At 70.0% G+C, this 15,933-nt stretch carries 17 protein-coding genes; 11 read left to right on the top strand and 6 right to left on the bottom strand.

Annotation, left to right across the window (positions count from 1 at the left end):
• Positions 1–49 precede the first annotated feature (49 nt).
• The 5 genes from CAL25_RS21585 to CAL25_RS21565 are packed head-to-tail and all read right to left on the bottom strand — an operon-like array spanning position 50 to position 6,026.
• Complete coding sequence (locus tag CAL25_RS21585) at positions 50–568, bottom strand: DedA family protein (RefSeq protein ID WP_094803827.1); 519 nt, start codon at positions 566–568, stop codon at positions 50–52.
• Between the two features lie 8 nt (positions 569–576).
• Positions 577–1,518 (bottom strand): DUF2894 domain-containing protein, encoded by a 942-nt coding sequence (locus CAL25_RS21580; protein ID WP_249279195.1) that lies wholly within the window; start codon positions 1,516–1,518, stop codon positions 577–579.
• Positions 1,511–2,182, bottom strand: coding sequence for an OmpA family protein (locus CAL25_RS21575; protein ID WP_094803825.1), 672 nt, complete (start codon positions 2,180–2,182; stop codon positions 1,511–1,513). Before CAL25_RS21575 ends, CAL25_RS21580 begins: the two co-directional genes overlap by 8 nt.
• Entirely contained in the window at positions 2,179–5,265 is a 3,087-nt protein-coding gene (locus tag CAL25_RS21570) for a DUF802 domain-containing protein (RefSeq protein WP_094803823.1), read from the bottom strand. Before CAL25_RS21570 ends, CAL25_RS21575 begins: the two co-directional genes overlap by 4 nt.
• Positions 5,262–6,026, bottom strand: coding sequence for a DUF3348 domain-containing protein (locus CAL25_RS21565; RefSeq protein WP_094803821.1), 765 nt, complete (start codon positions 6,024–6,026; stop codon positions 5,262–5,264). The genes CAL25_RS21570 and CAL25_RS21565 overlap by 4 nt, the downstream gene beginning before the upstream one ends.
• Before the next feature lie 329 nt (positions 6,027–6,355).
• Here CAL25_RS21565 and CAL25_RS21560 point away from each other — a divergent pair, with 329 nt between their 5' ends.
• The 3 genes from CAL25_RS21560 to CAL25_RS21550 all read left to right on the top strand — a co-directional run bounded on the left by CAL25_RS21560 (position 6,356) and on the right by CAL25_RS21550 (position 8,956).
• Positions 6,356–7,813, top strand: coding sequence for an amino acid permease (locus CAL25_RS21560; RefSeq protein ID WP_141217978.1), 1,458 nt, complete (start codon positions 6,356–6,358; stop codon positions 7,811–7,813).
• Positions 7,814–7,890: 77 nt separating this feature from the next.
• Positions 7,891–8,430 (top strand): DUF1778 domain-containing protein, encoded by a 540-nt coding sequence (locus CAL25_RS21555; RefSeq protein WP_249279194.1) that lies wholly within the window; start codon positions 7,891–7,893, stop codon positions 8,428–8,430.
• 25 nt (positions 8,431–8,455) lie between these two features.
• A complete protein-coding gene (locus CAL25_RS21550; RefSeq protein ID WP_170948565.1) occupies positions 8,456–8,956 on the top strand; it encodes a GNAT family N-acetyltransferase in 501 nt (166 codons plus the stop codon).
• Between the two features lie 62 nt (positions 8,957–9,018).
• Here CAL25_RS21550 and CAL25_RS21545 read toward each other — a convergent pair whose 3' ends face one another.
• The gene (locus tag CAL25_RS21545; RefSeq protein ID WP_212590926.1) at positions 9,019–9,630 is read right to left on the bottom strand and encodes a TetR/AcrR family transcriptional regulator; all 612 of its coding nucleotides are present in this window, start codon (positions 9,628–9,630) and stop codon (positions 9,019–9,021) included.
• Positions 9,631–9,756: 126 nt separating this feature from the next.
• Between CAL25_RS21545 and CAL25_RS21540 the strand changes: the two genes are divergently transcribed.
• From CAL25_RS21540 to CAL25_RS21505, 8 genes are all read left to right on the top strand, one after another.
• Positions 9,757–10,350: an NAD(P)H-dependent oxidoreductase gene (locus CAL25_RS21540; protein WP_094803813.1), complete on the top strand. Its 594-nt coding sequence runs from the start codon at positions 9,757–9,759 to the stop codon at positions 10,348–10,350.
• Between the two features lie 124 nt (positions 10,351–10,474).
• Positions 10,475–11,038: a DUF3455 domain-containing protein gene (locus CAL25_RS21535; RefSeq protein WP_094803811.1), complete on the top strand. Its 564-nt coding sequence runs from the start codon at positions 10,475–10,477 to the stop codon at positions 11,036–11,038.
• 113 nt (positions 11,039–11,151) lie between these two features.
• Complete coding sequence (locus CAL25_RS21530) at positions 11,152–11,718, top strand: sigma-70 family RNA polymerase sigma factor (protein WP_094803809.1); 567 nt, start codon at positions 11,152–11,154, stop codon at positions 11,716–11,718.
• Positions 11,715–12,437, top strand: a complete 723-nt coding sequence (locus CAL25_RS21525) for an anti-sigma factor (RefSeq protein WP_094803807.1) — start codon at positions 11,715–11,717, stop codon at positions 12,435–12,437. The genes CAL25_RS21530 and CAL25_RS21525 overlap by 4 nt, the downstream gene beginning before the upstream one ends.
• Before the next feature lie 93 nt (positions 12,438–12,530).
• Positions 12,531–13,076: an RNA polymerase sigma factor gene (locus tag CAL25_RS21520; RefSeq protein ID WP_094803805.1), complete on the top strand. Its 546-nt coding sequence runs from the start codon at positions 12,531–12,533 to the stop codon at positions 13,074–13,076.
• The gene (locus tag CAL25_RS21515; protein WP_094803803.1) at positions 13,073–13,750 is read left to right on the top strand and encodes an anti-sigma factor; all 678 of its coding nucleotides are present in this window, start codon (positions 13,073–13,075) and stop codon (positions 13,748–13,750) included. The genes CAL25_RS21520 and CAL25_RS21515 overlap by 4 nt, the downstream gene beginning before the upstream one ends.
• Positions 13,751–13,882: 132 nt before the next feature.
• Positions 13,883–14,878: an alpha/beta hydrolase gene (locus tag CAL25_RS21510; RefSeq protein WP_094803801.1), complete on the top strand. Its 996-nt coding sequence runs from the start codon at positions 13,883–13,885 to the stop codon at positions 14,876–14,878.
• Between the two features lie 60 nt (positions 14,879–14,938).
• Positions 14,939–15,931: an acyl-CoA desaturase gene (locus CAL25_RS21505; protein ID WP_094803799.1), complete on the top strand. Its 993-nt coding sequence runs from the start codon at positions 14,939–14,941 to the stop codon at positions 15,929–15,931.
• The last annotated feature ends 2 nt before the right edge of the window (positions 15,932–15,933 follow it).

The following is a 15,933-nucleotide window of genomic DNA, read 5'->3' as shown; positions in this document are numbered from 1 at the left end:
GCCCGTGCGGGGGGCGCGGCGTCCCCGGCCGGGGGCTACCGCCCGGGGGCTACCACAGCGCCCGCAGATGTTCCCAGAGGGGCCGGTACCAATGCGCGGCAAGCATGGGGCCGGCGCCCCACACCAGCGTCCAGGCCAGCGCGCCCACGATGTTGGCGCACAGAAAGCGGTGAAAGGGCATGGCCACCGAGCCCGCCAGCAGGCCGTTGAGCTGACGCAGCAGCACCACGAAACGCGCCCCGATCACGATGGGCACGCCGTGCGTGCGAAAACGCGTTTCCCATGAGGCGAGACGTTCGGGCGTGAGCCGTACGCGATGACCGTGGCGCTGCAGCAGCTGCCGGCCGCCGCAGCGGCCGATGGCATAGCCCGTGCAGTCGCCCAGCACCGCGCCCACGAACACGGCCGCCAGCACGCCTTCGATGGGAAGCTGGCCCTGCGAGGCCAGCACCGACGCCGCGATGACGGCGGACTCGCCCGGTACCGGCACGCCGAACGACTCGAGATACACACACACGAACAGCGCGACCGCGCCATACGCAACGAGGTAGTGGTGCAGCAGCTCCATGGTGTGCCTCAGCCGGCGCGCGGCTTGCGCCCGCCCCGCGCCGTGGCGCGCGCCGCGCCCTTCCTGGCCGCCGGTTCACGCGCCGCGGTCAGCGCGCTGTCGAGCTGCTCCATCCAGGAAAGCGCGTCGGCGTACAGTAGGAAGCGGCGCAGATACTCGGGGGAGAGTTCGCGCATGAGCGCGAGCGAGCGGTGCACCAGATGGCTGGAGTTGAGCGGCCCGGCGTTGTCCGGCACCAGCGCCTCGGAGTGGCGCACCTGCTGATCGGCGCTGAGATGCGACCAGAGATCGCGCAGCTGATCCAGCAGCGGCAGCTCGGGATAGCGATGGCCCGGATGGTCGGCGTGCGCGGCGGGCCGGGCGCCGTCCGCCGCGGCGAAGGCGGCGAGCAGTTGCGCCAGCGGGCCGGGGTCGGGCGCGGAGGGGGGCGGTGGGGCAGGGGCCGGCGGTGTGGAGTTTGCCGCTACGGCGGACGCCATGGCGGCGCTCGTCTGCACGTTCGCCGCGGGTGCCGTGCCGTCGGCAGCCGCGTCGTCGTCCTGCGCGGTCTCGCCGTCCACGGGCTGCGGATCGTTCGAGGGCATCGCGGGCGCCTGAGTGGCACCGGCCCGCAGTTCGGCCGCCCGGGCCTCGAGCTGCGCGCGGGCCTTGCCCTCGAGGGCTTGCGCGCGCCGTTCGAGCGTCTCCGCGAGCTGCCGCCGCAGGGCCGGGCCCAGCGGGCGGCGCGGCGCCGGCGGGGCGGCGTCGGGCGGCGTGCCTTCGGGCATCGTGCCTTCGGGCGGCGCGCCTTCGGACACCGCACCATCGGGCGGCGTACCGTCGGCCATCGCGCCTTCGGGCATCGTGCCTTCGGGCACCGCGTCCTCGGCCTTGGTGCCGTCGGCGGCCTGCTGCGGCGTCTGCACCGTGTGAGGCGTCGCGTCGCTCGAGGTGTCGTGCGCGTCAGTCACGGGACCGGCCGGATGCGCCGTTGCCGGCGTCCGCGGGTTTGGCGCCGCGGCGCGGCACCGGCGCGATTTCCACGCGGCGGTTCTGTGCGCGGCCGGCCTCGTCGGCGTTCGACGCCACGGGCTGTTCGGCGCCGAACGCGGCGGCGAAGATGGATGCGGCCGGGATGCCTTCTTCGATCAGCGCGCGCGTGACCGTGAGCGCGCGTTGCGCCGAGAGATCCCAGTTGTCGGCAAAGCGGCGGTTGTTCTCGCGCACCTGCTGGTCGTCCGTGAAGCCGCTCACCATCAGCGCCTCTTCGCGCTGGCCGAGGTAGTCGGCCAGCGGCTGGGCCAGGCTCTTGAGGATCTCGCGGCCCTCGGGCTGGAGCTGATCCGAGTTGAGCGCGAACAGCACGCTGCCGCTGATGCCGATGCGCCCGTCGATGAGCGTGACGCGGCCGGCGGCCAGCGGCACGGCGAGCGCCTGCTCCAGCGTCTGGCGCTGCTGCACGGCCTCTTCGCGCTGCTTCACTTCGTCTTCGAGCTTGGCCGAGAGTTCGAGCTGCATGCCGATCACGCCCACGAGGATCAGAACGAAGGCGCCGAGCAGCACCGACATCAGATCGCCGAAAACGGTCCAGACCGGCGCGGTCGGCTCGACGCCGGCGTCGAGGTCGTCTCTCATTCGGCCGCCGCTTCCGCTTCAGTGGCGGCGATCTCGCGCCGTTCGTTTTCGCGGCGATCATTCAGGTGCTGCAGCTCTTCGAGAATCTGCTTCTGCGACAGCATGCTGAGGTCGACCACTTCGCGTGCCTGCGCCACGTAGTAGGCGAGTTGCTCGTCGCTGCGGGCGAGCGACTTGTCGAGCGCGCCTTCGATGCGCTGCAGGTGCGCGATGAGGGTTTCGTTGGCCTCGCCGTACGACTGCACGGCCGAGCCCAGGGCTTCGCCCAGGCTGGCCACTTCGACCGAGCTGGACGTGATCTGCGCGGCCACGCCCGTGAGTTTGCCGGTTTCGCCTTCGACCTGTTCGGTGAAGCGGCTGCCCACGCGGTCGAAGAGTTCGGCCGAGCTGGAAATCAGGGCATCCACCGCCACGCGCTGTTCGGCGGAGGCGTGGTTCACGGCCTCGAGCAGCGTGCCCAGGGTCTCGAGCAGACGGGCGCGCTCTTCGAGCATCTCGTTGTCGCGCACCATGCTGTCGGACAGCTTCTGGCGCAGCTCGGCGACCACCTCGGCGGCCGCTTGCGGCGCCTGCGCCGCCACCTGCACCAGCTGGCCGATCTCGGCGATGGTGGCGCTGGCGTGGGCTTCGGCCTGCGCGGTGATGTCTTCGGCGGTGCGGGACAGCGTGGTCACGATCTCGCCCTGGCGGCTGGCCTGCTGCTCGGCGGCTTCCTGCCATTGCTGGCGCAGCGTGTCGGCCATCGTCTGCATCGAATCGGCCCAGGCAGTCAGACGCGCTTCGTCGCGTTCGGCCAGCGCGGTCTGCAGCGACACGTGCGACTCGCCGAGCGTCGAGAGCAGGGCGTCGGAATGGTTTTCGAAGGTGCTGGCCGCGGCGGCCAGGCTGGTCGAGATGCGGGCCAGTTCTTCGTGCGCCTGGCTGGCATGGACACGGGCCTGCGTGCCGATCTCGTCGGCGGCGCGCGACAGCGAGCTCACGATCTCGTCCTGACGGCTGGCCTGTTGCTCGCCGGCCTGTTGCCACTCCTGGCGCAGCGTGTCGGCCAGGCCCTGCATCGAGGCGGCCCAGGCCGCCAGACGCGCCTCGTCGCGCGCGGCGAGCGTGTCCTGCAGCGAGGTATGCGATTCGCCCAGCGTGGACAGCAGCGTGTCGGAATGGCTTTCGAAGGTGGCGGCCGCGGTAGCCAGGTGATGCGAGATGCGGGCGAGTTCTTCGTGCGTCTGGCTCGCCTGTTCGCGGGCCTGGACGCCGAGCTGCTCGGCGGTGCGCGCAAGCGCGTCGCAGATGGCTTGCTGGCGGCTCGCGGTGGATTCGCCGGTTTCCTGCCATTGCTGACGCAGCGCGTCGGCCAGGCCTTGCAGCGTGCCGGTCCAGGATTGCAGGCGCTGCTCGTCGCCGGCGCTCAGACGCGTCTGCAGTTCGGTATGCGAGGCGTTGACGCTGGCGATGAGCGAGCCCGCGTGCTGCTCGAAGGCCGTGGTGGTCGCGGCCAGGCGCTCGGCCAGGCTGGTGACCTCGGCCAGCGTGGTGTTGGCGTGCTCCTGCATGCGGGCCGCCGCGGCGCTGGCGGTCTGCACCAGCGTGTCGCAGATCTCGGCCTGCTGCGTGGCGGTCTGGGCGCCGGTCTCCTGCCACTGCTGACGCAGCGCGCCCGACATCGCGTGCAGCGACTCGGCCCAGGCGGACAGGCGCTCTTCGTCGCGCGAGGCCAGCGTGTTCTGCAGCTCGGCGTTGGACTGGTTGACCGCGCCCAGCAGGGCGCCGGCGTGTTCCTGGAACGTGGCGGCGGCGCGTGCGAGCGCCTGCTGGTTGTCGCCGGCCAGTTGCGCGCCGACGCGCTCCTGGCGCTCGAGCGCTTCGGTCCAGGTGCGCGCGACGGACTCGGTGGCCTGCTGCAGCGTGTCGGTGACGCCCTGCGTGGTGACCTCGAGGCGCGTGGACACGCCGTCGAGCAGCGTGGCCGCGCGCGTGTCGAAGGTCTGCGCATAGCCTTCGAGGGCGGCGCGCAGATCGTCGTTGAGCACCTGGTTGGCGCGTTGCTGCGCCTCCAGGGCCTGCTTCCAGACATCGGCCATGTCGGTGGCGCTGCGGTCGAAGCGCGCGGTCATGCCATCGAGATGGGCCTGCGTGGCCTGCGTGACGGTGTCATGCCAGGCGGTCGTGTCGCGCGACAGGCTCGCCAGCGTGGATTCCATCGCCGGACGGATCGCTTCGCCGGCCGCGCGGGCGCTGGCGGCGGCGCTCTCGCGCGCGCTGTCCTTCATGGTCTGGTCGACGTGCGAAGCCAGGCGCGTGTAGACGCTCTCGGCCTTTTCGTGGAAGGCGCTCTGGCTGGCGAGCAGTTGCTGGCCCAGCGTTTGTTGATGGCGTTCGAGCGTGTCCATCATGGACTGCAGGCGATCGACCAGGGCAGGCAGCACTTCGGCCTGGCGCTGCATGAGCTGCTGCGTGTTGTCGCGCTGGTGTGCCGCCGAGTACGGGCGCAGCGTGGTGATGATGCGTGCATCGAGGCGCTGCGACGCGGCGATGCGCTCGCGGCGGCACAGCGCGCCCAGCAGGCCCAGCATGGCAGAGGTGGCCACGCCGGCGATCGAGGTGCCGAAGGCGAAGCCCAGGCCCTTGACCGGGGCGGCCAGCGAGGCGCGGATCGCCTGCAGGTCGGTGGCGCTCTCGAGCGCGATGCCGGTGCCGCGCAGCGTCGCGACCATGCCGAGGAAGGTGCCCAGCATGCCCAGCAGCACCAGCAGGCCCACGATGTAGGGCGTGAGCGACGGCGCGGGCAGCGCGACGCGCTCGCCCTCGATGCGCTGGCGCACGGCCACGCGCAGTGCGGCGGGCAGGCTTTCGATCCAGGCGGGCAGGTCGGCGGGCGCTTGCTCCAGGCCGTCGACGGCGCGATTCAGGTGCCTCGTGCCCTGGTGGTAGCGCAGCAGTTCGGCGGCGCCCGCGATATAGAACGCGCCGATCACGAGGGTGATGACGAGCGCGAGCGGATTGGTGGCGACATAGCCCGCCCCGATCCAGACCACGGCCGCGAGGCCCGCCAGAAAAACCACCACGCTGATGAGAGATCGAATCATGTTTTCTTGTTCAGTGTTTGCTCGCCCGCGCTTGCGCGCAGGGTGGCGATCAGTCCTTCGACCGGCTGCAGGCGCACGTCGAGCTCGGCCAGCAGCACGCTGCGCATGTCGGCCAGGAAGACGGGCAGCCACGCGTCGATGGCCGGCACGGGCGCCTGCGCCGCCTCGGCCTCGGCGCGCTCGGCGCGCGCCGCGTTGCGCAGGCGTTCGAAATGTCCTTGCAGCAGAAAGGGCACCGTGCCCATCAGACTGCGTTCCCGCGTGATCAGCGCGCGGTCCATGATGGCATCGAGCACCGCGAGGCCGGTGCCTTCCGGCGTCTTGCCGGCCAGCAGACCGCGCAGCCGGCTGCGCAGATTGCCGATGTTGGTTTCCATCGTGTGCTGCAGCGAGATGTAGCGTTGCCGGTACGTGCCGAACTCCGGCTCGGTCGGCTCGGCCGGCGTCTTGTTGCGCGCATGGCGCAGCGGGGTGGCCGAGGGGACCGCGCTGTCGCGCACGATGGCGTCCTGCAGCGCGGCGCGCACGCGTGCGCATTCGCGCGACTGTTCGTCGTCGAAGGTGCGTGTGTGGGCCGGCACCACCGGGGCGTTGCCATCCAGGGCCGCGGCCAGTGCGATCGCGTCGGTCCAGCCCAGCCATTGGCTCAGGCGGTCGGACAGCGGCAGCCGCGAAGCGGGTATGTCGGCGCTGCTCAGACGGGCCAGCAGACGAACGAGCGTCGGGCCGCTGATACCGGCGCGCCGGGTCGGTTGCTCCATGCCTGCAGGATCAAAAAGGCAGCAGTTTACACGCGGGGAGCGGGGCGGCCCCGGGGGCGCGGGCGCCGGCACCCCTCGATTTGCGCAAAAACTGATCAATCCGGCGTATCGATCGAAAAATTTCGGAAAATCAGGGGCTTATCCTTCAGGCGGCCGTCCGAGGCGGCGGCGCGGGCGACTGCGTTGTCGGGGGCTCCTGCGTTATGCTCGCGCCTCATCGCATTCCGGGCCCCGGGCCATCCGCCCGCCGGTCCACTGAAACAAGGATCCAGATCTTGGAGACCCCCTCCCGCGACGCGCCCCGCGCCGCCACGCCCCCCGCGCAGACGGTGTCCACGCCGAATGGCCTGCGCCGCACGCTGTCCGCCCGCCATCTGTCCATGATCGCCGTGGGCGGCTCGATCGGCACCGGTCTGTTCGTGGCGTCCGGCGCCACGATCGCCCAGGCCGGCCCCGGGGGCGCGCTCCTGGCCTACGGCCTGATCGGCCTGATGGTGTATTTCCTGATGACGAGCATGGGCGAGCTCGCCGCGGCCATGCCGGTCTCGGGCTCGTTCTCGACCTACGGCGCACGCTATGTGGAAGAGGGCTTCGGCTTCGCGCTGGGCTGGAACTATTGGTACAACTGGGCGGTGACGGTCGCGGTGGACCTCGTGGCCGCGCAGCTCGTGATGGCGTATTGGTTTCCCGACGTGCCGGGCGTGTACTGGAGCGCGTTGTTCCTGGCGCTCACCTTCGGCCTGAACGCGCTGTCGGCGCGCGGCTTCGGCGAGGCCGAGTTCTGGTTCGCGCTGATCAAAGTGGTCGCCGTGCTGGCCTTCATCGCCATGGGCGTGCTGATGCTGCTGGGCATCATCCGGGGCGGCGAGACGGGCGGGTTGCACAACTGGACCATCGGCGACGCGCCTTTCGCGGGCGGCTTTGCCGCGCTGATCGGCGTGGCGATGGTGGTGGGCTTTTCGTTTCAGGGCACGGAGCTGATCGGCATCGCCGCCGGCGAGTCCAAGGATCCGGCGCGCAACCTGCCGCGCGCCGTGCGCCAGGTGTTCTGGCGCATTCTGCTGTTCTACGTGTTCGCCATCCTGGTGATCGGCCTGCTGATTCCTTATACCGATCCGCAACTGCTGCGCAACGACGTGACCGACATCAGCGTGAGCCCGTTCGCGCTGATCTTCGAGCGCGCCGGCCTGTTGGCGGCCGCCTCCATCATGAACGCCGTGGTGCTGACCTCCGTGCTGTCGGCGGGCAACTCCGGCATGTATGCCGCCACCCGCATGCTCTATGCGCTGGCGCGCGACGGCAAGGCGCCGGCCGTGTTCGGCCGGGTCTCGCGCGCGGGCGTGCCGCTGTGGGCGCTGCTGGCCACCACCGCCGTGGCGGCGCTGTGCTTCTTCACGTTCGTTTTCAGCCCCAACGCGGTGTACATCTGGCTGCTCAATACCTCGGGCATGACCGGGTTCATCGCCTGGCTGGGCATCGCGATCAGCCATTACCGCTTCCGCCGTGGCTATCTCGCCCGGGGCGGCAATCTGGCGGACCTGCCGTATGTGTCGCCGTTCTTCCCGTTCGGCCCGATCTTCGCGTTTGTCCTGTGTCTCGTGATCACGCTGGGACAGAACTACGAGGCCTTCCTGCACGATCGCATCGATTGGGGCGGCGTGGTCGCCACCTACATCGGCATCCCGCTCTTCCTGCTGATCTGGGCCGGCTACCGCCTCACCCGCGGCTCGCGCTTCGTCCGGCTCAAGGACATGCGCCTGCCGGATCTGCGGGCGCGGGCGGAATAAGACGGCGCTGGCTTGTGGTGTACGGCGTATCGCCGTACATTGGGCTTTCGCGCCCTCGCGGGCCCCGGAGCCCCCTTATGCTTAAGTCTTCCACGCGATCCACGCTCGCGCCGGCCACCGACTCCAGCCCCTCGGTAAACCGAAGTGCCGATATCGAGCACATGCGCGTACGACGCCGGCGCCTTCAGGCCACACTGCGCAAGCCGCGGTATCTGGAAGGGCCGGGAGTGCGTACGCCGAGTCCGCAAGCCCCACCGCGGCGCAGGCCAGCCGCATCCGCGTTGATCGCCGATGTCGTCTCCAGCTTGATCGCTCAAGGCCGAGAGGCGGCATCGGCTGCTCGATCCGCTCGCCTGGAAGCCCGTCTCACGGAGCAGCAGAGGCAGACGCTGAAATTGGCGGCCGATCTCGAGGGCCGATCTTTGTCTGACTACGTCGTACATGCGGCGTATCAGTCAGCCTTGATCAGCATCCAGAACGCCGCCTTGGTGCGCCTGTCGGCGCGCGATACCGACGTTCTGTTGGCAGCACTCGGCTCACCCCCGCCGCCCAATGCCGCGCTCAAGCGAGCGCACGCCCGCCACCGCAAGCTCATCCGGCGAGCGTCGGGCGACTGAGGGCGGCGATGCGACACAGGCTTTCATGTCATTCCAGGTGGTGTCTTTCGATCGCCGTTTTCGGCGCGACGGCTTCCGTTGTGGCGTCGACGCGCTCGATCAGTACCTCCGATCCGGGCTAGGACAAGACGCCGCCCGGCATATCGCTCATGGCTTCCTGCTCATCGATACCGGCGAGCGAATCGCAGGCTTCTACACGTTGGCGGCGGCCAGCGTAATGCTGCAGGATCTTCCTGTGGCTTGGCTCAGAAGGGTGCCGAAGTATCGTTCGATTCCCGCGGCGATCATCGGCCGATTTGCACTCGATAGTGCCTTTCAAGGCCTCGGATTGGGCGAAGTCATGCTCGTCGACGCGCTCGAGCGCGTGGTGAGATCGGATCTAGCCGCTTGGCTCGTTCTGGTGGAAGCGAAAGATATCCGCGTTGTGCGGTTCTACCAGAAGTACGGCTTTTTAGCTCTGCACGATCAGGAGCCACTGCGGTTGTTTCTGCCCACGGCGAGTGTGCGCGCGCTCACGGCGCGTTAAGTACCCGGCGCTGGGACGTAGTACACGCTGCATGGGCACGGGCCGAGTCGGGCATGCGCCCGTCACCCCGCCGCGAAAGCGCTGCCGCGTTCCACCACCATCGTGACGGTGGTGGCGAGGGCGGCGCGGGCGTGGGCGGGGGTGAGCTGGCCGCTGGCGGCGGCTTCGGAGAGCGATTCGGCCGCGCCGTAGATCACCCACAGGCCCGCGGCGTCGAGCGTCTGCGCCGGCGCGAAGGGCTCGAGCGCGACTCGGCACTTCTCCAGAAAGCCTTCCACATAGGTGCACTTGAGCGCCTCGAGTTCGGGCGAGCCGGCCAGCGCGGCGGCGACGCCGGGAATCTCCTTGCCCTGTTGCATGACGCAGCCGACATAGGCGCTCGCGATCACGTCGGCGCGCGCGGCCAGCGTGGCCGGGCTGCCGGCGAGGGCCTGGTCCATCTGCGCGGTCTGGCGCGCGTCGTATTCCTGGTAGAGCGCGGCCAGCAGGCCCGGCCGGGTCTTGAAGTGGTCGTAGACCACCGGCTTGGCGACTTCCGCGGCCTCGGCCAGCCGGCCGAGCGACAACGCGTCGGTGCCTTCTTCGCGCACCAGGCGCCACGCCGTTTCGATCAATTGCGCGCGGCGTTGTTCGCGGCTCAGACGGCGGCGGGGGGAGGGGGCAGGCGTGGGCATCGGGGCGCTTGACATCGTTATGTACTAAAAGTAGGCTACGTTTTGTATATACGAAAAGTAGGTATGGTCAGTGTAGCGCTCGCGGGCGCCGCTGCCCACCCCCTAGCCCCCTTTTGGAGTGACCCCATGCGTACCTTGATTGTGATTGCCCATGCCGACCCCGACTCTCTCACGCACGCCGTCGCCCGCGCGATCGGCGAGCGCCTGCGCGGCGAAGGCGTGGAAACCGAGTTCGCCGATCTGGCCGCCGAGGGTTTCGACCCGCGCTTCGGCCCCGCCGACCTGGCGGTGCATCGGCGCCAGGTGGCGCCTCCGCCGGACGTGCTGGCCGAGCAGGCACGGGTCGACCGCGCGGATCAGCTGGTGCTGGTGTTCCCGATCTATTGGTGGTCCATGCCGGCGCTGTTGAAGGGCTGGATCGATCGTGTGTTCAGCCAGGGCTGGGCCTTCGAGGACAAGGACGGCAAGCTGATCAAGAAGCTGGGCCGTCTGCGGGTGCAGCTGGTGGCGCTGGGCGGGGCCGACACCGGCCTGCTGGAGCGCCACGGCTACGACACCGCGATACAGACGCAGCTCGCGCACGGCATCTTCGATTACTGCGGCGCGAAGAACGCCCGTACCGCGCTGCTGATGGAATCGGACACGGGCCGCGCAGAAGAGGCGCTCGCCCGCGCGGACGCGCTGGCACAGGAACTGGCCGCGCCGCCGCAAGCCGCGTAGAGCGCGCGAAGGCGGAAAAAAATATTTGCGGCGGACTGCATCCATTCTCCTGGCCGGTGAGTAGTACCTGATGACGGCGCGTTGCGCGGCCGTCATCCATCCGACTCTCAGCAGGAGACCTGCCATGAAGAACCGCATGATCCGCCACGCATCCCTCCTCGGCAGCCTTTGCGCCGTCACCGTTCTCGCCGGTTGCGGCGCGATGTCGCACAGCTCGTCGAAGTACTCGCAGTCCAACCTGCCCGCCGAGATTCAGGTTCCGGCCGGCAATCGCGTGGCCTGGGAAACCGTGGGCACGGGCAAGATCACGTATGAATGCAAGCCCAAGGCCAACATGCCGGGCCAGGTCGAATGGACCTTCGCGGGCCCCGATGCGGTGCTGAAGGATCGCAGCGGCAAGACCGTGGGCAAGTACTACGGCCCGCCCGCGACCTGGGAAGCGAACGACGGCTCGCGCCTGACCGCCACGCAGCTCGCCGTGGCGCCTTCCGGCGCCGGCAATCTGCCGTATCAGCTGGTCAAGGCCAATCCCGCGATGGGCGCGGGCGCGCTGAACGGCGTGACCTACATCCAGCGCGTCGCGCTCAAGGGTGGCGTTGCGCCTACCGCGCCGTGCACGGCCCAATCGACGGGGCAGCGCATGACCGTGCCGTACCAGGCCGACTACATTTTCTGGAAGGCCAACTGAGCCGGCGAACGGACGAAGGCTGCGAGACCGGCGGATCCTCGGTAATATCCCGGGAATCCTCCGGCGCCGGGCACCAGGGCGTCGGGCAATTTTGCCCCGATCCCGCTCGCCCCATGCCGACGTCCATCGCCGAGTTCGACTACGAAGCTACCCTGCAGGCGTGTGCCCAGCAGCGCCGCGACGCGCTTGCGGCGCTCTACGAACAGGAGGGGGCGCGCCTGTATGGCGTCGCCCGCCGCATCGTGGGCGATGGCGCGCGCGCCGAAGATGTCGTGCACGATGCCTTTGTGCGCATCTGGCAGGGCGCGGCGAGTTTCGATCCCGCGCGCGGTTCTGCGCGGGGCTGGATCTACAGCGTGACCCGCCATCTCGCGCTCGACCTGGTGCGTGCCCACGGGCGCGAGGCCGTGCTCGACGAGGCGGGCGCCGCGCGCTTCGATGCCGAGCAGGCCTTGGCCGATTGGCAGTCGCAGCGGGTCGACGGCGGCTGGCGTGACGAGGCGGGCCGCATCGGCCCCTGTCTGGAAGCGCTGCCTGCCGAACGCCGCCGCTGCGTGGTGCATGCTTATGTCGAGGGCCTGTCGCATCCCGAGATCGCGCGCCGTGTCGGTGCGCCGCTCGGCACGGTCAAGGCCTGGATCACGCGCAGCCTGAAAGCGCTGCGGGAGTGCCTGTCATGATGCCCTCCGACACCGACGACGATCATCTCTATACCCTGGCGGGCGAGTACGTGCTGGGCACGCTCGACGCGCCCGAGCGACGCTACGTCGAAGAGCGCCTGCCTCACGACGCGGCCTTGCGCGCCGCCGTGGCCTACTGGGACGCGCGCCTCGCGCCCCTGACCGCGCTGATCGCGCCCGAGACGCCGCCGCCTTCCCTGTGGCGGCGCATCAGCGCCACCCTCGACGGCGCTACGCGTCCGGCGGCACGATCCGGACGCGCCAGCGCCGGCAGCGGCTGGTGGCACAGCCTCGCCTTCTGGCGCGGCCTGACCGCGGCGGGCCTGTCGGCCGCGATGATTCTGGCCGGCGTGCTCGTGACGCGACCGCCCGCCGGCGCGCCGCAATACGTGGTGGTGCTGGTCGGGCCGCAATCGCAGGCGCCGGGCTGGGTGGTGCAGGCAAGCGCCAGCGACGCGGTGCATCTGGTGCCGCTGGCCGCGATGCAGGTGCCGGCCGACCGCGCGCTGCAGTTCTGGACCAAGGCCGACGATTGGTCGGGTCCGGTGTCGCTCGGGCTGGTCAAGCCGGGCGAGACGGTGCGCGTGCCGCTGGCCGACCTGCCGCCGCTGGTGCCCAACCAGCTCTTCGAGCTCACGCTCGAACCGCCCACGGGCTCGCCCACCGGGCGTCCCACGGGCCCGATTCAGTTCATCGGCCGCGCGGTTCGGGTGATGTAGGGGGCGCGCCGTGCTTCTGGCGCGGCGCGGGCTGGGCTAGTATGAGGGGCCAGACCCCGCATGATGCGTCAGCTGCCCTTACGGAAGCCATCCATGCCTGATCCCAAACACCTGGAATCTCTGCTCCAGGACTGCGCGCGCGGCCAGGAGGCCGCGCTCGCCGAGCTGTATCGCACCTGCGCCCCGCATCTGTTTGCCCTCGCCACTCGTATGTTGAGACGTAGCGACTGGGCAGAGGAGGTGCTCCAGGAAAGCTTCGTCAGTGTCTGGCGCAACGCGGGGCAGTATTCCGCCCAGCAAAGCCAGCCCATGACCTGGATGACGCGTATCGTGCGCAACCGTTGCATCGACCTGCTGCGCCGCCCGGATATCGAGCGGCCGGACCCCGACGGGGCGGTCGAAGCGGCGTGGGCCGATGATGCGCCCGGCCCCTTCGAACGCCTGCAGACGGGCGAGGATGGCCGCAGGCTGGCGGACTGCATGAAGCAACTGGAGTCGCAGCAGCGCATGGCGATCGCGCTGTCGTTCTTCGATGACCTCAGTCATGGCGATATCGCGCGCCGGCTGGAAACCCCGCTCGGCACGATCAAGAGCTGGGTGCGCCGCGGCATGGAGCGCCTCAAGAGGTGTTTGTCATGAATTACGGAAATCCTCAATTACGCGAGCGCCTGGCGGCCGAGTACGTCTCGGGCGCGATGCGCGGTGGCGCGCGGCGCCGCTTCGAAGGGCTGATGGCCGCCGACGCCAATCTGCGCCGTCAGGTGCGCGATTGGGAAGGCGACATCTATCCGCTGGTCTGGTCGCTGCCGCCAAGCACACCGCCGCAGCGCGTCTGGCGCGCCATTCAGGCGCGGCTGCGCATCGCCGCGCCTTCGCGCTGGGGCTGGAGCGGCCTGTATTTCTGGCGGCTGCTGAGCGGCGGGCTGGCGGCGTTGCTGATCGCCGGCGTGGTCATCTTCCCGGGGCAGGTGGATCGTGCCGCCCAGGAGCAGATGATGGCGGTGCTGCAGACGCCCAAGTCCGAAGCCATGCTGGTGGTGCGCGCCGACGGAACGGGCGCGGTGCATGTGCACACGCTGCAGAACCTGTTGCCCTATAGCGATGGCAAGGCGCTCGAGCTGTGGGTGATCTCGCCGGGCCAGGCGCCGGTGTCGCTGGGCCTGGTGCAGCCGCAAGGCCTGACGGCCTTCTCGCGGCCGCGCGGTCTGGCGGGCGTGGGCCAGCTGGCCGTCAGTCTGGAGCCGCCCGGCGGCTCGCCCACGGGTTCGCCGACCGGCCCGGTCATCATGAGCGGGGACGTGCTGGAGATCTGAGTCCACGCGGGGGCGCCGGGTGACGCACGCGCGCCCGCTGCATCCATTGCGGGGCGTGGTCCGTAGATCAGGGTATGTGCCCTGAACGAGGATGCGCCATGGCGCCCGGATGGACGATCGGCGGGGTCTCGCATGCGTGAGACCCTGATGGCGGCGCTGTGCGCCGCGGTATTGCCGCCGCTACTGGCGGCATGTTCTCCCTTCACCGTGCTCAACGCCACCGGCGATGGCGGCCGGCTGCGCGCCGAAGGCGTGCCGTACGGCCCGGAGCCGGGGCAGCTGCTGGATGTGTATGGACCGGGGGCGGCCGCCGGAGCGCCGGCCGCCGGATGGCCGGCCCCCGGGACGCCGGCCGCCGGATGGCCGGCCCCCGGATCGCCATCCGCATCTTCCACCGGCGGGGCGCCGGTCGTGGTGTTCTTCTACGGCGGCAGCTGGCGCAGCGGCAGCCGTGCCGACTATGCCTTCGTGGGCGCGGCGCTGGCCGCGCGCGGCATCGTCACGATGGTGGCCGATTACCGCCGCTATCCGCAGGTCGTCTACCCCGCCTTTCTGCAGGACAGCGCCCGCGCCGTGGCCTGGACGCTCGCGCATGCCGCCCGTTATGGCGGCGACGCCCGCCGGGTGTTCGTGGCCGGCCACAGCGCCGGGGCCTACAACGCGGCGATGGTCGCGCTGGACCCGCGCTGGCTGGGCGCCTGCGACGTCACGCCCGCCGCGCTGGCCGGCTGGATCGGCATGGCCGGTCCGTACGACTTCCTGCCGCTCACCTCGCGCTCGCTCCAGGCGGTGTTTCCGTACCCCGATACGCCGGCCGATACGCAGCCGATCCGGCATGTGAGCGCGAGCGCGCCGCCCGCGCTGCTGCTGGCGGGGCGCGCCGACACCACCGTGGATCCCGTGCGCAACACCGACGGCCTGGCGCGTGCCCTGCGCGAGGCGGGCGCCGAGGTGCAGACGACCGGCTATGAACGCCTCGGGCACGGGCTGCTGGTGGGGGCCCTGGCGCCCGGCCTGCGCTGGCGCGCGCCGGTGCTGGAGGATCTCGCGCGGTTCGTGGCCGCGACGCCGGCGTCGCGGACCGCCCCGGCCTCGGGATCCTGCGCGGCTACGGGTTTACCCCAGTGAATCCAGATGGCGCGCTGCCACGTAGATGAAGACAGAGAGCCACGCATCAGGAACATCACCATGTCTTCGCGTCACACCTCCTCGATTTCCCAGACGCCGCCGCCCGGTCGCCGACGCGCCTGGACCGCGATCGTGCGCTGGGTCGACACGCAGCCGTCGGACACGGAAGCGGTCGGTTCGACCCGCGACGACCGGCGCAGCGCCGGCCGCCAGATCGATTGGACCCGCGCGGTGCCGTTCGTGCTGCTGCACCTGGGCTGCCTCGGCGTGTTCTGGACCGGCGTCTCGCCGGTCGCGGCGGGCGTGGCGCTGCTGCTGTACGCGGTCCGCATGTTCGCGCTCACTGGTTTCTATCACCGCTATTTCTCGCATCGCACCTTCCGCACCTCGCGGCCCATGCAGTTCGTGTTCGCCGTGTTGGGGGCCTCGTGCGCGCAGCGCGGGCCGCTCTGGTGGGCCGCGCACCACCGCCATCACCATCGTCATGCCGATACCGGGCAGGACCTGCATGCGCCGTCGCAGGTCGGCTTTCTGCACAGTCACATGGGCTGGTTCCTCACGCATCGCGCCTTCGCCACCGATCTCGCGCGGGTGCCGGATCTGCGCGACTACCCGGAACTGCGCTGGCTCGACCGCTACGACGTGGCCGTGCCGGCCGCGCTCGGCGCGCTGCTCTACGGCCTGGGCGCGCTGCTCGAAAGCGTGGCGCCGCAATGGGGCACCAGCGGCGCGCAGATGCTGGTGTGGGGATTCTTCATCTCGACCGTGGTGCTGTTTCACGCCACCGTCACGATCAACTCGCTCGCCCATCGTTATGGCCGGCGCCGCTACGAGACCAACGACGACAGCCGCAACAACGTCTGGCTGGCGTTGCTCACGTTCGGCGAGGGCTGGCACAACAACCATCATTTCTATCCCGGCTCGGCGCGCCAGGGCTTCCGTGCGCGCGAGATCGACATCACCTGGTACGGCCTGCGCCTGTTGGCGGCCTGCGGCCTGATCTGGGACCTCAAATCCGTACCTGCGTGGGTGCTGGCCCGCGCCAAGGAGTGAGC

The sequence above is a fragment of the Bordetella genomosp. 5 genome, assembly GCF_002261315.1.
GTDB lineage: Bacteria > Pseudomonadota > Gammaproteobacteria > Burkholderiales > Burkholderiaceae_B > Bordetella.
The sequence above is the reverse complement of the archived record's forward strand: the minus strand, read 5'-3'. Positions and strand labels throughout refer to the sequence as shown.

Excerpts from the sequence above, each read along its gene's own strand:
- CAL25_RS21585 (WP_094803827.1), bottom strand. The coding sequence starts at position 568 with ATGGAGCTGCTGCACCACTACCTCGTTGCGTATGGCGCGGTCGCGCTG.
- CAL25_RS21565 (WP_094803821.1), bottom strand. The coding sequence starts at position 6,026 with ATGGAGCAACCGACCCGGCGCGCCGGTATCAGCGGCCCGACGCTCGTT.
- CAL25_RS21540 (WP_094803813.1), top strand. The coding sequence starts at position 9,757 with ATGCGTACCTTGATTGTGATTGCCCATGCCGACCCCGACTCTCTCACG.
- CAL25_RS21530 (WP_094803809.1), top strand. The coding sequence starts at position 11,152 with ATGCCGACGTCCATCGCCGAGTTCGACTACGAAGCTACCCTGCAGGCG.
- CAL25_RS21570 (WP_094803823.1), bottom strand. The coding sequence starts at position 5,265 with ATGATTCGATCTCTCATCAGCGTGGTGGTTTTTCTGGCGGGCCTCGCG.
- CAL25_RS21525 (WP_094803807.1), top strand. The coding sequence starts at position 11,715 with ATGATGCCCTCCGACACCGACGACGATCATCTCTATACCCTGGCGGGC.
- CAL25_RS21550 (WP_170948565.1), top strand. The coding sequence starts at position 8,456 with ATGTCATTCCAGGTGGTGTCTTTCGATCGCCGTTTTCGGCGCGACGGC.
- CAL25_RS21515 (WP_094803803.1), top strand. The coding sequence starts at position 13,073 with ATGAATTACGGAAATCCTCAATTACGCGAGCGCCTGGCGGCCGAGTAC.
- CAL25_RS21545 (WP_212590926.1), bottom strand. The coding sequence starts at position 9,630 with ATGCCCACGCCTGCCCCCTCCCCCCGCCGCCGTCTGAGCCGCGAACAA.
- CAL25_RS21535 (WP_094803811.1), top strand. The coding sequence starts at position 10,475 with ATGAAGAACCGCATGATCCGCCACGCATCCCTCCTCGGCAGCCTTTGC.
- CAL25_RS21505 (WP_094803799.1), top strand. The coding sequence starts at position 14,939 with ATGTCTTCGCGTCACACCTCCTCGATTTCCCAGACGCCGCCGCCCGGT.
- CAL25_RS21575 (WP_094803825.1), bottom strand. The coding sequence starts at position 2,182 with ATGAGAGACGACCTCGACGCCGGCGTCGAGCCGACCGCGCCGGTCTGG.
- CAL25_RS21510 (WP_094803801.1), top strand. The coding sequence starts at position 13,883 with ATGCGTGAGACCCTGATGGCGGCGCTGTGCGCCGCGGTATTGCCGCCG.
- CAL25_RS21520 (WP_094803805.1), top strand. The coding sequence starts at position 12,531 with ATGCCTGATCCCAAACACCTGGAATCTCTGCTCCAGGACTGCGCGCGC.
- CAL25_RS21555 (WP_249279194.1), top strand. The coding sequence starts at position 7,891 with ATGCTTAAGTCTTCCACGCGATCCACGCTCGCGCCGGCCACCGACTCC.